This is a genomic window from Flavobacterium erciyesense, assembly GCF_018069925.1.
Classification (GTDB): Bacteria; Bacteroidota; Bacteroidia; order Flavobacteriales; family Flavobacteriaceae; genus Flavobacterium; species Flavobacterium erciyesense.
The window spans coordinates 398,894-414,603 of the sequence record NZ_JAGPXB010000001.1 but is presented as its reverse complement, the minus strand read 5'-3'; the positions used below and the strand labels follow the sequence as shown (position 1 = coordinate 414,603).

Below are 15,710 nucleotides of genomic sequence, written 5' to 3'. Positions count from 1 at the left end.
AAATTCCAGTTTTAATGGAGTTTGGATTTTTTTTGATAGCTCACATTTCACTTCTCACAACTCACTTTTCACTTTCCTTAAAGTTGAATTTGTCGTTCAATTTGCTGGTCAAGCGAGATGAAAGTTTCGGTTCGTGAAACACCTTCGATAGCTTGAATTTTGGTATTGAGTAGCTGCATTAAATGCTCGTTATCACGACAGATAATTTTAATCAGAATAGACCAATTTCCGGTGGTGTAATGACATTCTAACACCTCTGGAATTTTCCTTAAATCGCGCACTGCCTCTGCGTTTCGGGCAGCCTTGTCTAGATAAACGCCTACAAAAGCCATAGTGTTGTATCCAAGAACTTTATTGTTTACCGTAAATTTTGATCCCGATATTACACCAGATTGCTCCAACTTGCGCAAACGTTGGTGTATTGCAGCGCCCGAAATTCCTATTTTATTGGCAATTTGAAGAATGGGTTTTCGAGCATCCTCCATAAGGTCACGAAGAATTTCTTTATCGATACCGTCAATTTCGACTATCAGCGAATTAATTTTCATAGTTTGAATTTTAAACTAAAATGAGAAATTTAGTTTTAATTAAAAATCAAATTTAAGTAATTAACGCTTAAAAGAAGTATTAGTTCTTGTTTTTGTCAAATCGAGCGCAGTCGAGATGTTTATTTGATTCTCGACTGCGCTCGAACGGACAGTAGATTAGATAAAGGATAATGCTCTATGATAGTTGGTGTGTTATATTGTAATTTATAAAGCAAGCACAAAAAAAGCCATTCTATCAGGAATGGCTTTTTGGACTGTAATTTAATGTTATTTTCCTTTATTCGCTTCGGCGATATATTTTTCTAATGCCATTGTCATCGATGGAGTAGCAGGCGTAGGTGCTAAAATATCAACTCTCAAACCATGATCTAATGCTTCTTTTTGTGTGGTACTACCAAATACGGCAATTCTTGTTTTGTTTTGTTCGAAATCAGGGAAGTTTTTGAACAATGATTTAATTCCAGTTGGACTAAAAAAAGCTAAAACATCGTAATAAACATCTGCTAAATCAGATAGATCACTCATAACTGTTCTGTAAAAAACGGCAGGAGTCCAGTCTACTTTTAGGGCGTTTAATGTAATTGGTGCATCTGCATTCAATTGGTCTGATGCTGGAAGCAAGAATTTTTCGTCTTTGTACTTTTTGATAAGTGGAGATAAATCAGCAAAGTCTTTTGGGCCTACGTAAATTTTACGTTTTCTGTACACAACATACTTTTGAAGGTAAAAGGCAATTGCTTCTGACTGACAGAAATATTTTAATCCTTCTGGTACTTTGTATCTCATTTCTTCGGCTACTCTAAAAAAATGATCGACGGCATTTTTACTCGTTAAAATAATAGCGGTGTAATGATTAAGGTCGATTTTTTGTAATCGAATCTCTTTGGCGCTAACTCCTTCTACGTGAATAAAAGGTCTGAAATCAATTTTTACTTTGTGTTTTTGTTGAAGTTCAAAGTAAGGGGAATTTTCCACTTTAGGCTCGGGTTGTGACACCAAAATTGTTTTCACTTTCATATATAACGGTTTCTAAGCACTCCCTTTTGTAAACCAATAATACATAAAATAATAGGGGGCTATTTCAAGAGCGCAAAGATATAAAATAAAATAAAACAACTTACCGAATATTATATTTTGATAATTTTTTATTGAAACCAAATAAGTTAGTATGTTGGATACTAATATTATAGCAATTATCGCTAATGGAATATTTCTTGAAATACTGTCATAATAGAACAAAATAATATTGAAAGGAAGAATTAACAATCCAATATAGGTTCTGTAGGTGACTTTTTGCAAGTTGAATTGAGACGAGAATTCTTCGATGTTGAATGAAGTTGCGATTATTTTCTCTATTAAATATTTTGCTAAAATGAAAAAAACAAGAAACGTTACAATCCGAATGTATAATAACCAATCTGTTTTTGAAGCGTAGCCAAAATAGCTCAGCGAAATTTGAATAAAAAATGCAAAAGAAATAACTTGAACAGCAAACAGTGCAATAGTAAATCCACTTTTTAAATGACTGCTGTCGCGATATATTTTGATGTATTTGTTCGAAAACAATAAGTTGGCAAATTCGCCAAATCGATTTTCAAAAATTGATTTAGTAAATGCAATAATAGCAAATGCTAATACAAACAGGGCAGTAGCCCAGTCTTTGTTCTCAATTATTCTCGGATGCAGTACGTTTTCAATCATAACGATGCAAAATTACTAATTTTTCTCTCATTCTTTTTATTATAATTTTATTAAGGATGAAGTGGCATAAAAAGGTTACTTTTGCGGTGAAATTAGTCTAAAATATGAATGATTGTATTGTTATAATTCCAACCTATAACGAAATTGAAAATATTGAAAGTATCATTCGAGCTGTACTTTCACAAAATAAACTTTTTCATGTACTGATAATAGATGATAATTCACCAGATCATACGGCTGACAAAGTTATAGTGCTTCAAGAGGAGTTTAAAGGTCGTTTGTTTTTAGAGCAAAGACAAAAAAAATCTGGTTTAGGTACCGCTTATGTACACGGTTTTAAATGGGCGTTGCGTCATCAATATGAATTTATTTTTGAAATGGATGCTGATTTCTCTCACAACCCTCAAGATTTAGAGAAATTATATAATGCCTGTCATCTTGGTGATGCTGATTTGGCTATTGGCTCGCGCTATGTTACGGGTGTAAATGTGGTCAATTGGCCCTTAAGTAGGGTGCTTTTGTCCTATTTCGCCTCTGTTTACGTTCGCTTGATAACCGGAATGAAAATTCATGATGCCACTGCAGGATTTGTTTGTTACAAACGCAAAGTTTTAGAAGATATTAATCTAAACAAAATTCGTTTTGTGGGTTATGCTTTTCAAATTGAAATGAAATACAGAACATTTTGCAAAAATTTCCAAATTGTAGAAGTTCCTATTATTTTTACAGATAGAACAAAAGGGCAGTCCAAAATGAGCAATTCAATTATTGTTGAGGCTGTTTTTGGTGTGATCGCACTTCGCCTAAAAAAATTAATTAACACATTATAAAGCAGCAAGAAGATGAATCGGGTTTTAATAAAAAATGCTAAAATAGTCAACGAAGGAGTTATTTTTGAAGGTGATGTACTAATTGAAAATGATATGATTGTCGAAATTGCCGACAGTATTAGTGCTAAATTTGCAGATTGCAAAATCATTGATGCCGAAGGTAATTATTTGATGCCTGGTGCTATTGACGATCAAGTACACTTCAGAGAACCTGGTTTAACGCACAAAGGCGATATCGAATCAGAGTCGCGCGCAGCTGTAGCTGGTGGAATCACCACTTATATTGAGCAACCCAATACGGTACCAAATGCGGTGACGCAAGAAATTTTGGAGCAGAAATACCAATTGGCAGCGCAAAAATCGTACGCGAATTATTCGTTTATGATGGGTGCTACTAACGATAATTTAGAAGAAGTTTTAAAAACAGATCCAAAGAATGTTGCTGGTATTAAAATATTTTTAGGCTCGTCAACAGGAAACATGTTGGTTGATAATGAGGCTACACTCGAAAAAATATTTTCAAGCACCTCTTTGTTAATTGCTGTGCATTGTGAAGACGAAACTACCATACGCAACAACTTAGCGGCTTACAAAGAGGAATTTGGCGATGCTATTCCGGTAACGGCGCATCATTTAATTCGAAGCGAAGAAGCTTGCTACATTTCAAGTTCAAAAGCTGTGGCTTTGGCCAAAAAAACTGGCGCTCGTTTGCATATTTTTCATCTTTCGACAGCTAAAGAAATGGAGTTATTTACTAATAAAATTCCATTAGAAGAAAAGAAGATCACTGCCGAAGTGTGCGTACATCATTTATGGTTTACCAATGATGATTACGCTACAAAAGGAAACTTGATCAAGTGGAATCCCGCAGTAAAGACAGCGAAAGACAGAGATGCGCTTTGGGCAGCTTTACTAGATGATCGTATTGATGTTATTGCAACAGATCATGCGCCACATACCATTGAAGAGAAAAGTAAAAATTATCTTGAAGCACCATCAGGTGGGCCATTAGTGCAACATGCTGTGGTGGCTCTTTTTGAGGCTTTCCATCAAGGTAAAATAAGCGTTGAAAAAATTGTAGAAAAAATGTGTCACAATCCGGCTAAAATTTTCAAAATTGAAAAACGTGGATTTATCAAAGTTGGGTATTTCGCTGATTTGGTAATTGTCAATCCAGGCTTACCTTGGAGTGTGAAAAAAGAAAATATTTTAGCTAAATGCGGTTGGTCTCCCTTTGAAGGATTTACTTTTAAATCCCGAATTACACATACATTTGTAAACGGACAATTAGTTTATAACGCATTCAAAGTAAAAGACATCAAAGCTGGAAAACGTTTGTCATTTGAACGATAAAATTTAGAATATGAAGCAAATCATCACCATAGTAGTACTTTGTTTTCTTTTTACAAGTTGTAAAAACGAAGTGCTGCAAGAACCAAAAAAGCCGATTAGCAAAGTGGTTATGGCAGATATTATGTATGATTTGGCCATTCTTGAGGCTATAAAGTTCCAAAATCCGGTCTCATTGGATACCTTAAAAATAAATTCAAGAGATTTTATTTTCAAAAAATACAAGGTAGATAGTTTGCAATTCGTTGAAAACAATGCTTATTATGCTGCCAATTATGAAGAGTATAAACAAATGTTTGATCAAGTTACAACTCGCTTAGAACAAAAATTAAAAGCGACTGATGTGCTTATTGCTAACAAACAGAAAAAAATTAGAGCAGAAAAACTAAAAAAACTGCGAGCTAAGAAAAAAGTAGATAGCACTGCTGCAAAACCATAAATTACAGTTGGCTAATTTGTTTTATATACGCCTTGACATCAGTAAAATCGATAGTTAAGGCGTTTTTTATTTTTTGATTAGAATACAAATTACTGTTGTAGGATGCCATTGCTGATGCTCGAGAAATGCGTCTTTTTTGCCCAAAAATAGTTGCCAAAACCCAATCTAGCCTCCAAATAATTTTCATGATAAAAGGTGTAGCATGCCAGCGTGGTTTGCTTGCATTTAGACTTTCGGCCATGGTGTCAAGTACTTCTTTAAAAGTGATGTTGCTCGCTATCAATGTAAAACGTTCGTTTGTAATATCGCTTTCCGTAAGTTTTTGTGCAATCTGTACCACATCTGTCACAGCAATAAAACCACTGCTGCCAAGGGTATAAAAAGGCAGTCCTCTTTTTACTTTGGTAAGCAATTGACCACTACCATTTTCCCAATCTTTAAAAGGAAGTACCGGACCAAGAATAACTCCAGGGTTTATAATGATAACGGACAAGCCTTCTTGTTGTCCTCTCCAAACTTCCATTTCGGCACCGTATTTAGATATGGCGTAGTCGCTGTGGTAGTTTTCTGGATTCCATTCGGTAGTTTCAGTTATAAAAGTTTCGTGCGGAAGCGGGTCTCCAAGTGTAGCAATCGAGCTTACATAGCATAATTTTTGTACGCCATAGTCAATACTGAAATTGACAATATTTGCCGTGCCCTCAATATTAATTTTGCGTAGTTGCGCTTCTTCTTTTGGATCAAATGATATTAACGCAGCACAATGGTAAACGGTTGTAACACCTGGAAAAGCAAGCTCTAGCGAAGGGATATCAGTAATGTCAGCTTGAACCCATTCAATTTGTGTAAAGAAAGTCGCCTTATTGTAAAGCTCGAAAAGTGCTTTGGTTTTTTGTATTGCATCTTCTTTTCGGTAAATAGCTCGTACTTTTTCACTGCCAATACTTTTGGATTCAATTAATTGAAGCAATAAATGCGCGCCTACTAAACCGGTTCCTCCTGTTACTAATATCATGTTACGAAAATACAAATAATTTTTCTCGAATAACCTATTAAACAAATAACGGAATCCGCAATAAATTTTATCTTTGTGCACATAGCGCCTTTAGGGCGAAAGAGACCAAAGTAAATAGCATAAAAAGATGAAGAATTTTATTGAAGAAGTAACTTGGAGAGGAATGCTCCACGATGTTATGCCCGGCACAGAAGAACATTTGATGGAACAAATGCGTGTGGCATATGTGGGAATTGACCCAACTGCCGATTCATTGCATATAGGACATTTAGTGGGCGTAATGTTGTTGAAACATTTTCAACTTGCAGGACATAAACCTTTAGCGCTTGTGGGTGGAGCAACGGGTATGATTGGTGATCCATCGGGTAAATCTAATGAACGTAATTTGTTAGATGAGGCTACCTTGCGCCACAATCAAGAAGCGATAAAAGGGCAATTGGCTCGTTTTTTAGACTTTACTTCAGAGGCAGATAATGCAGCTGAATTAGTGAATAATTACGATTGGATGAAGAATTTTTCATTTCTAGATTTCATTCGTGATGTGGGTAAACATATTACCGTAAATTATATGATGGCAAAAGATTCTGTGAAGAAACGTTTGTCATCTGAAGCAGCCGAAGGAATGTCGTTCACGGAGTTTACCTACCAATTGGTTCAAGGGTATGACTTTTTGCATTTGTACAGAGAAAAGAGCTGTACGTTACAAATGGGCGGAAGTGACCAATGGGGAAATATTACTACCGGAACCGAATTAGTACGCAGAATTGCCAGCGGTAAAGCGTATGCTTTGACTTGTCCGTTGATTACTAAAGCAGACGGAACTAAGTTTGGAAAATCTGAAGGAGGTAACATTTGGTTGGATTCGGCTAGAACGTCTCCATATAAATTTTACCAATATTGGTTGAATACCTCAGATGTGGATGCCGAGAAATACATCAAAATTTTTACTTTTTTATCGAAAGAAGAAATTGAAGATTTAACCGTAAAACACAGAGAGGCGCCGCATTTGCGCTTGTTGCAAAAACGCTTAGCCGAAGAAATTACGATACTTGTTCATTCTGCAACCGACCTAGAAAACGCGATAAAAGCATCGTCTATCTTGTTCGGAAATTCATCTGCTGATGATTTAAAGCAATTGGATGTAGCAACTTTTTTAGATGTTTTTGATGGCGTTCCGCAAGCAGAAATTGCTAGAAATGAAGTAGAGGCTGGAATCAATATTGTTGACGTTTTAAACGAAAAAACAGGTTTCATGAAATCTAATGGCGAAGCGCGTCGTGCTTTAACAGCGAATTCTATTTCAGTAAACAAAGAAAAAGTTACCGAAGAATTTATGGTTTCAACCAAAGATTTAATCAACAATCAATTTGTTTTGCTACAAAGCGGAAAGAAGAATTATTTTGTGGTTAGAGTGTTATAAATAAAATGGCGTTTTAACTACGCTTCATAATAATTTAAATATCCCAATAACTCAAACGAGTTATTGGGATTTTTTTTGTCAATCCTTAAAATTGATTGGGAATTTATTAGAATTAATCCAGCCAGAAACGAGGTTGGGAGTTTCAAGTATGTTTTTTAAATCTTGAGCGGGCAAGTTGCTAGCTAATTCGTGTTTGTTGAAATACAAAAACAAGTCTAAAAAATGAGTATCGTTGGTGTTTAAATAATATTCGTTGTCTTCAAATTTATGGTAACGGTTTTTGTCCCAACTCAAATTGGCTGTAAATTTTTTAGTTTCATTCCCTTGAAATTGTAGAACGCTTTCTAATATTTCCTTACGAGTTTTTTGTTCAATTCCTTCTGTCTGTTTTGCTAAAAAATCGGCTAAATCTTTACGGTTTTCCTCTAAAGCTTGCATTAACTGTTTCAGTGCTGCATCGTTTTTTTTAGAATTGAAAATACTATTGGTTTCTATTACGTTTTCTTCTTGATACAATCTGTACGAAGGAACCCAAGAAGAGTGGTTGTACATATTCGGTTTTATAGAACGCGTGTTTAAAATCAAAGAAATAACGTCTTTTGTTTTGTTCGTAACACTATAATGAACGGTAAATAGTCGCTCGTTTGGGGAAGGATCTATATGAGTAATCGAGTCTATTTGAACTCCTACCTCAGTGGTTTGCGCGCCGCTATTCCATCCAAAAAACAATAAAACAATAAGAGATAAAATTCGCATTTGTACTTTTTAAAAAAGGTTAAAGCACCATCAAATTGCACCCACGAATATCCGAATTGTCAAAGCGCCCCAAAACCTCGAAAGAGTTGTTTGGATTTTTTTTACCCAAATCCTGAGTAGCAATAAAGGAACACGAATTGATGTTGGCCAAATCGATCACATTGATTCCGCCTGTTTTTCCGTTGTCAATATAAGTCAAGGCATCTTCTGTGTCACGAATTAAAATTTGCATCCATGCAGGGCATTCAAAAACACCATCTCCCAGTGAATAAGCTTGTGAAAGGAGTTCTGTCATTCCGTATTCTGAGTGTATGGCTGATACGCCAAAACCTTGGCATAATTGCTCGTGTAGCTCCTCGCGAATCATTTCTTTGCGACGCCCTTTCATGCCGCCAGTTTCCATGATAATAGTATGTTGTAATTGAAACGGAAGTTTTTCAATTAAGTCTAATAAAGCAAACGTCACACCAAACAAAATAACATTTTGCCCTTGATTATCTAGTTCTACAAGTTTAGAGATTAAGGCGTCGTGATCGTTCAAATAAAAGCCGCTGTCCGCTTGGTTTGAAAGTTCAATTAAATCTTTAACCATATAAATTAATGAAGAGCCTTCGCGTTCTAAATAGGATGGGAGCAAGGCCAAAACTACATAATCTTCGATATTGCCATAAAATTCAGCAAAACCTCTGCGATAGCTTTCTTCATAAAGGCTGACATCAGTTACCAAATGTTTGCTAGTAATCATACCTGTCGTGCCACTACTAGTAAACGTTTCTTGAATTGGGTTGGAATTGGAAACTACAGCATGACTTTTAAAAAATTGTATGGGTAAAAAAGGAATTTGCTGTATGGACTTTACCTTGTGTGGATCGGTTTTTAGAAATTGGCAAAATTCATTATACACCAGATTGTTTTCGTATTGAAAACGAAATACTTTTAAAGCTATTTTTTCAAATTGTTTGTGGCTTGAAATCGTAAATATATCTGTTGCTGTGATCACCAATTTTTTTTACAAAAGTAATAAAAATTGTCAGGACTAGCTATGCAATTAGAGCGGAGTAGGAAAGGAAACTTTTTTATAAAAAACAAGCTCCAATTGGTATTGGAGCTTGTGGTATAGATTTTTATTTGATAATTAATTTTCGAGTGGCTGAGGATTCTTTCTCGTTAATCCTGATGATGTATACACCAGAACTCAGTGCAGAAACATTCAGTTCTTTTGAATTCATCATAGTATGCAGTACTTTTTTACCAAGCACATCAAAGATGATGATTTCTTTATCAAGATCATTTTTAGTGGTAATGAAAACTTTACCATTACTCACAGGATTTGGGTACAAACTCAAGCCTTCGATGCTTGTTTCTTGTACTCTTGGTGCTTGTTTTGTTTCTTGTGCAACAGCACTAAAAGAACAAAAGAAAACCAATGCAATAAGTGTATAAAAGTAGTTTTTTGCCATCATTTCAATTTTGATTAGTAAAGATACAAAAAATATTTCAAAAAGCATACCAAAAAAAATGCCTTTCAAAGTTGAAAGGCATTTAATCTATTTTAGAACTTGAATTACAATCCTACTGACCATCCAGCTGCCCATCCAGGAGCTGCGGCACCGTTTCCAGCACCTGTTGCAGTTGCAGATTCAGATGCAATTGCTAGTGAAGCATCAGCTGTTACTCCTGCGGCAGGAGCTACTGCAGTTTTTGTTCCTCTAGTTTTGGTAGTTACATCAACAAAGTTAACACTTGTAAGTTTCAAAGCAGTTCCAATAAAGCTTAAAGTCTCGTCATGCTCGATGTCAACACCTCTTGCCCATACACTCAGAGCTACGTTTGTAAAAATTGCTTTAGTACCTCTTCTTAATTTAATTGCTTGGTTTTCTTGCCAAGTTCCAGATGTAGGAGCGCTACCAGGACCTACTAAAGTGATATTTGTGATAGTTGGGTTTGCAATTGGTGTATTAGCAAAACCAAATTCAAAATTATCAGCTTCGATACCTCTGTTTCCTTTTCCAAATGATAATTTTCCGTACCAGTTGGTGTTTGTTCCATTCCATCCTTCTGTCCAATCGTATTGATCGTCTTCGTTACCAAATGAAATCAAGTTTGAAGTGTTTACAGATCCTCCAAAAAATTCGAAACCATCATCTGCACCTTGGTAAGCCTCTACATATTCAAAAGTAGTTCCTGAACCTACTCCGAATAATGAAACTCCATTAAATTCTTTTTCACTGTTAAATGCTGCTCCAGCATACTCTACTCTTAAATAACGAATAGATCCTGAGTTATCGTTTGATGCAGTTCCGCCATAAGTTAAATCTGCAACTTCTGATTGTGCTGTACTTGCTCCACCTGTTACACGGTTGATTGGTGCTTTACCACAAATTACTAATCCTCCCCAGTCTCCCGCTTTTTTAGTAGGCAAACCACTTGTCATAACCACTGGGTTGCTTGCTGTTCCGTTTACGTTTAATTTTCCACCTTGTGCTACCGCAATGTATGATGCAGTACCACCAGTTCCTTCAATTTTCGTTCCAGCAGGAATGTTTAAGGTTGCTCCTGAATTTACTTGCAGTTTACCAGTAAGCTTGTATGTTTTAGATGCGTCAAGAGTTACTTCACCCTCATTGATATTTCCTTGAAAATTGTTGGCATCAACTACGAAATTAGATGAAGGCTTTTCGTTTTCTTCCGTTGTTGAACAACTGCTCACTACGGCTGCACTTACTGTTAAAATTCCAATTAGTTGTAAAAATTTTGTTTTCATGTTGTAATAGTTAATTGTTTTGTTTCTGTTACAAAGGTGTAGCAATTTGCTCAAGTCTAGGTTAAGTCAATGTGAATGTTAATTTAATAAATGCTTACAATAGTATTAACTTAATGTTATGTAGGTTAAGGAAGGTGTGTTATAAACAAAAAGCAGCCTCATTGGGCTGCTTTTGTAATACTTATGTTGGTTGGCTATTAGAATTGGTAATTTAAACTCAATCCTAAATTGATTCCTTTTTTGTATGAAAGAACATTGATGTCTCCAGACTTGTTTTCTTGCGTTCTATTAAGTGTAGCGTCTAAAATGTTTTTTGCTATAAAGTCAATTCCCATTTTTTTGTTTAACTTCAACTTTGTTATTAAGTCAAGAGATCCATAGGCTTTGTCTACTAAATTCCCTCTGTCATTGGTTCCTAATGCATATACTCTATCCGAAAAGTAAGTGTAAGCTAAGGTTGTTGTTAAATTACTTTCTTTATTATTCCAATCAGTATAGAATGAAAGATCAGCGTTTAGTAATAAATCTGATGCTCCTGTAAATTTGCTTTCTGCATCAGTGAAAACAACATTATAATCTGTTTCTCTGATAACTTTATTGCTATCTAATTCTTGATTACTGTATAAATAAGATGCATTTAAACCTCCTGTTAATTTTTTTGATTTAGACTCGTCAAAGTTAAAAATTGTTTTTCTGTACTCTAATTCAGCTCCAGCTACATATCCAAAATCACCTGTGTTGATAAAAGAAATATCATTTGTTGAAGAAGCGATTGTTACTTCGTTCATTGGATTTAAAATGTATTTACCAAATCCAGTTACAGAGATTAACTCGTCAGCACTAGGGAAAACTTCCCATTTTAGGTCAAAGTTGTAATCATCAGAAGCATACAAATCAGGGTTACCAACTTTTACTTCGTTTACTTCTTCGTATACAAATAAAGCTCTCTCTTTAAATTGTGGTAAAGTGTAAGTTTTACTGAAACCAAAACGTAAATTTTGTTTTTCGTTTACTGTATATTTTAATGTTAAGCTAGGTAAAAAAGCTATTTTTTCTAGTTCATCAAAATCTCCTGCAGGATCTAATTGAGTTTCCCAAGCAATTTTTTGAAAAACATACTCTCCTCTTAATCCTAAAACTCCTGATAGTTTACCAAAATTATATTCAGTGTTCAAGAAACCTCCGTTAATAAATTGTTCACCATTATAAATTTGTGGATCTAAGGCATTTGGAACTTGGCTATTACCTCTAAAAGTAGTAATCTCAAATACGTTGTTTGCTAAATTTTGCTGGTTGTAAAACAAATCTAGATTGTTAGGGTCTACACTAATTGTTGAATTGGCGGCTGTTGTTTTGAAGTTGAATTGTCTAGCTTCAAAATCTCTATTTTTAGCTCGTCCGCTGTAGCCTGCTGTAAATTTACCTTTATATTCTCCTTCAAAATCTTTGTTGAATTTGTAGTCAACAGCTAGGTTAGCGGCTACCTCAGTTTCTTGTAGTTCTTGATAATACCTGTGGTTGTCTGGTGCAGAAATATTCGATAATTTGAAACCATCAGCTTCTTTTCTAAAAATATTTTGGTTACGGTCTGGCATCTGTCCATCGATACTGTTTAATGAAGTTCCCCATCTTACGGCAGTACGCTCGCTTAAAGTATGTTCTCCTAAAAGTTGGTTGATCCATAAGGCGTTTTTCTTGAATTCATTACGACGAATTAATCCGTTACCATCATTTGCAATATCAACTATCAGTCCTGAAAATTCCTCTTTGGTTAAAGATGAAGTATTGATGAATACAGAGTTGAAATTAATTTTGTTGGCCTTGTTTATTTTGTAACCAAGGTTTAACATTCCTGTTAGGTTTGTGCTGTAAGAGTCTGATGTATATTCTTCGAAGTTTTTATTGATAACGCCGTTCCCGTTAATTGACCCCTTTGCGCTTCCATCTGCTCGAGAAGAATAATTGGTACTGTAGTTGATTGTTGCAAAAACATTCAATTTACTTTGGTTACCAATATCAAATGAATTCCCTGTTGAAATTCCAAATGAACCAGCAATAGGATTTTTTGTTTCTAAATTTAAAGAGTTGTAGTTGTATGCCGTTAAAGGGCTGCTTGGAATTTTACTTGCTTTTAAACCAAAATCATTGATGCCAGTTTGTAATGAAAAGTTGTCATTGCTTACCGCATTTGTATTTACTTTTGAACCAATATCTACTTTTACAAAACCTTTTCCTTTGTAGTCTTTAGAAATTATATCGACGTTTCCTCCTGCAAAGTCCCCATAAATACTTCCATTATAAACTTTGTCGATAGAAATGTACTCAACAATGTCAGTTGAAAAAATATCAAGATTTAAGTTTTTCTTTTCCGGGTCGTTTGAAGGAATTGGTAAACCATTCATCGTCGTAGAATTGTAACGGTCACCCAAACCTCTAACAAAAATAGTTCCTGAGCCTTCTTGTTTTGTAATTCCCGTCGTTTTGGTCACAGCTGTTGCTACATCGCTAACTCCTTTACGAGCTAATTCTTGTGAACCAATACTTTGTTTGATAGATACTGCATTTTTTTGATCCAATAGCAAAGCCGTTTCTTTTTGTCTACTAACAGTTGATCTTACCACGACATCTTCAAGTTTATAACTTCCAGAGCCTAATGCTTGGTCAACAGTTATGGTTTGGTCGGCAACTACTGTCACGGATACTTCAACTGATTCGTATCCTACAAAGCTAAATTGCAATGTGTATTTTCCTGGTGCTACTTTTAAGGTGTATTTACCATCAATATCGGTATTGGTACCAATAGTTGTACCTTTGATAATTGCGTTAGCAAATGGCAATGATTGATTGTTAGCATCTTTGTCTGTTAACGTTCCTGTGATAGTTCCTTTGCTTTGTGCGAAAGAAAAAGCAGTAATTAATAACGTAAGTAATAGTAACTTGAATTTCATCGGGTTTAATTTTTGTGCAAATTAACGGCCATAATGCAAATCAGGAGTTACTGACTTGTTAACCTTATGTTGTCTTTATGTTTGCAAAAACCGTTCAATATTAAATTACGGTTAACTGCTTTTGATTACTTCAATTATGTTTACATTTACATCTCAAAAATAATTTTTGACACTCCATGAAGAAAAAACACACCAAAATTTTATTAGTTGATGACGAGCAAGATATCTTAGAAATAGTTGGTTACAACCTATCTCAAGAGGGATATCAAATTTTTACTGCAGTAAACGGTAAAGAGGCTATTGCAAAAGCTAAGAAGGAAATTCCAGACCTTATTATTATGGATGTAATGATGCCAGAAATGGACGGAATGGAAGCTTGCGAGCACATCAGGAAAATTCCAGAATTGAATAATGTTTTAATCACTTTTCTAACCGCTAGAAGCGAAGATTACTCACAAGTAGCCGGTTTTGATGCGGGTGCCGATGATTATATTACCAAACCGATTAAACCGAAATTGTTGGTAAGCAAAGTGAAAGCTTTACTACGTCGTTTAAAGGAAAAAGAAATTGAGAGCGAAACCTTAAATGTGGGTGGTATTGAAATTAATAGAGAAGAATACAAAATTATAAAAGACAATATTGAGATTGCGCTTCCGCGAAAAGAATTCGAATTGTTTTACCTCTTGGCTTCAAAACCAGGAAAAGTATTCAAACGTGACGAAATTCTAGATAAGGTTTGGGGTAACGAAGTAGTTGTTGGAGGCAGAACAATTGATGTGCATATTAGAAAACTGCGCGAAAAAATTGGAGAAGATTTGTTTAAAACCATCAAAGGAGTTGGTTATAAGTTTGAAGTGTAAATGACAATAAATTTTAAAAAAACTTACCGATTTGCAGTCAAATCGTCCTTGTATATAACTTTGTTCTCTACTTTATTAGTGAGTTTTTTAACGCACTATTTTTTTGAATTTTCCCTTAATTTCATTCTTATTTTTGCGGTTTGTATCGCTTCTTTTTCATTTTTAGTGGTGCAATATCGTGTGGAGCGTTTTATTTATAAAAAAGTAAAAAAGATTTATGATGACGTTTCTTTGTTAGAGTCAAGTACGTTTAGGAATCAGCCGATTACCACTGATATGGCTACGCTTACGCGCGAAGTGAAAAAGTTCGCTACCGATAAAAAACTTGAAATTGAAACGCTAAAAGTTCGTGAAGAATACCGTAGAGAATTTTTAGGTAACGTTTCGCACGAATTGAAAACACCTTTATTTACCGTTCAAGGATATCTTTCTACTTTGTTGGATGGCGCTATGAATGATAAAACGATTCGAAAAAAATATTTAGAACGTGCTGAAAAAGGGGTAGAGCGTCTTATTTACATTGTTCAAGATTTAGATATGATTTCGAAATTGGAAACAGGCGATTTGAATCTTGAAATTGCCGAGTTTGACATTGTGAAATTAGTGCAAAACGTTTTTGATTTACTCGAAATGAAAGCCTCCAAAAAGGATATTCTTTTGATGTTTGACATGCGCTACCATAAACCAATTATGGTGTTGGGTGACCAAGAAAAAATTCAACAAGTAGTCATGAACTTAGTTGTAAATTCTATCAAATATGGTAAACTAAAAGGGACAACCGAGGTAAGTATTGAAGAATTAACTTCGGATAAAGTAATTGTTCGTTTTACGGATAATGGCGAAGGGATAGAAAAGAAAAACATTCCGCGTTTATTTGAACGTTTTTACCGTGTGGATCAAAGTGGTGCACGAACTGAAGGAGGTTCAGGTCTCGGCCTTTCAATCGTTAAACATATTATTGAGGCACATGATGAAAAAATTTATGTGGATAGTACTTTTGGCGTAGGGTCTGAATTTTCATTTACATTAACGACAGCTAAAAATCAGGCTTCCTTTGGGGTTAAAAAATAAGTAGTAAC

15 protein-coding genes are annotated in these 15,710 nt (G+C 35.0%); 6 read left to right on the top strand and 9 right to left on the bottom strand.

The features are described 5' to 3' along the window. Window positions 1-77: 77 nt before the first annotated feature. From KBJ98_RS01805 to KBJ98_RS01795, 3 genes are all read right to left on the bottom strand, one after another. Window positions 78-548 (bottom strand): Lrp/AsnC family transcriptional regulator, encoded by a 471-nt coding sequence (locus KBJ98_RS01805; RefSeq protein ID WP_210787981.1) that lies wholly within the window; start codon window positions 546-548, stop codon window positions 78-80. A 267-nt stretch (window positions 549-815) separates the two neighbouring features. Then, complete coding sequence (locus KBJ98_RS01800) at window positions 816-1,565, bottom strand: uroporphyrinogen-III synthase (protein ID WP_210787980.1); 750 nt, start codon at window positions 1,563-1,565, stop codon at window positions 816-818. A 12-nt stretch (window positions 1,566-1,577) separates the two neighbouring features. Next, window positions 1,578-2,249, bottom strand: a complete 672-nt coding sequence (locus KBJ98_RS01795; RefSeq protein ID WP_210787979.1) for a DUF4271 domain-containing protein — start codon at window positions 2,247-2,249, stop codon at window positions 1,578-1,580. A 104-nt stretch (window positions 2,250-2,353) separates the two neighbouring features. Between KBJ98_RS01795 and KBJ98_RS01790 the strand changes: the two genes are divergently transcribed. The 3 genes from KBJ98_RS01790 to KBJ98_RS01780 are packed head-to-tail and all read left to right on the top strand — an operon-like array spanning window position 2,354 to window position 4,868. Next, complete coding sequence (locus KBJ98_RS01790) at window positions 2,354-3,079, top strand: polyprenol monophosphomannose synthase (RefSeq protein WP_210787978.1); 726 nt, start codon at window positions 2,354-2,356, stop codon at window positions 3,077-3,079. 12 nt (window positions 3,080-3,091) lie between these two features. After that, on the top strand, window positions 3,092-4,432 hold the full coding sequence (locus tag KBJ98_RS01785) for a dihydroorotase (protein ID WP_210787977.1): 1,341 nt from the start codon (window positions 3,092-3,094) through the stop codon (window positions 4,430-4,432). Window positions 4,433-4,442: 10 nt separating this feature from the next. Next, the gene (locus KBJ98_RS01780) at window positions 4,443-4,868 is read left to right on the top strand and encodes a DUF4296 domain-containing protein (protein WP_210787976.1); all 426 of its coding nucleotides are present in this window, start codon (window positions 4,443-4,445) and stop codon (window positions 4,866-4,868) included. 1 nt (window position 4,869) lies between these two features. Here the strand turns inward: KBJ98_RS01780 and KBJ98_RS01775 are convergent, their stop codons facing one another. Next, window positions 4,870-5,883, bottom strand: coding sequence for an NAD-dependent epimerase/dehydratase family protein (locus tag KBJ98_RS01775; RefSeq protein WP_210787975.1), 1,014 nt, complete (start codon window positions 5,881-5,883; stop codon window positions 4,870-4,872). Window positions 5,884-6,010: 127 nt separating this feature from the next. Between KBJ98_RS01775 and tyrS the strand changes: the two genes are divergently transcribed. Beyond that, entirely contained in the window at window positions 6,011-7,303 is a 1,293-nt protein-coding gene (gene tyrS / locus KBJ98_RS01770) for a tyrosine--tRNA ligase (RefSeq protein WP_210787974.1), read from the top strand. Window positions 7,304-7,381: 78 nt separating this feature from the next. Here tyrS and KBJ98_RS01765 read toward each other — a convergent pair whose 3' ends face one another. The 5 genes from KBJ98_RS01765 to KBJ98_RS01745 form a co-directional block, all read right to left on the bottom strand. Continuing rightward, window positions 7,382-8,059: a hypothetical protein gene (locus KBJ98_RS01765; protein ID WP_210787973.1), complete on the bottom strand. Its 678-nt coding sequence runs from the start codon at window positions 8,057-8,059 to the stop codon at window positions 7,382-7,384. Between the two features lie 19 nt (window positions 8,060-8,078). Beyond that, window positions 8,079-9,059, bottom strand: a complete 981-nt coding sequence (locus tag KBJ98_RS01760) for a LuxE/PaaK family acyltransferase (protein ID WP_210787972.1) — start codon at window positions 9,057-9,059, stop codon at window positions 8,079-8,081. A 124-nt stretch (window positions 9,060-9,183) separates the two neighbouring features. After that, the gene (locus KBJ98_RS01755; protein ID WP_210787971.1) at window positions 9,184-9,519 is read right to left on the bottom strand and encodes a T9SS type A sorting domain-containing protein; all 336 of its coding nucleotides are present in this window, start codon (window positions 9,517-9,519) and stop codon (window positions 9,184-9,186) included. 104 nt (window positions 9,520-9,623) lie between these two features. Then, window positions 9,624-10,823: a hypothetical protein gene (locus KBJ98_RS01750; RefSeq protein ID WP_210787970.1), complete on the bottom strand. Its 1,200-nt coding sequence runs from the start codon at window positions 10,821-10,823 to the stop codon at window positions 9,624-9,626. Between the two features lie 197 nt (window positions 10,824-11,020). Next, window positions 11,021-13,771, bottom strand: a complete 2,751-nt coding sequence (locus KBJ98_RS01745) for a TonB-dependent receptor (protein ID WP_210787969.1) — start codon at window positions 13,769-13,771, stop codon at window positions 11,021-11,023. A 176-nt stretch (window positions 13,772-13,947) separates the two neighbouring features. On the opposite strand from KBJ98_RS01745, the gene KBJ98_RS01740 reads away from it, so the two are divergent. Beyond that, window positions 13,948-14,631 carry a response regulator transcription factor gene (locus KBJ98_RS01740; protein ID WP_210787968.1) on the top strand — a complete coding sequence of 228 codons (684 nt, stop codon included), beginning with the start codon at window positions 13,948-13,950 and terminating at the stop codon, window positions 14,629-14,631. Then, on the top strand, window positions 14,632-15,702 hold the full coding sequence (locus tag KBJ98_RS01735) for a sensor histidine kinase (RefSeq protein WP_210787967.1): 1,071 nt from the start codon (window positions 14,632-14,634) through the stop codon (window positions 15,700-15,702). The last annotated feature ends 8 nt before the right edge of the window (window positions 15,703-15,710 follow it).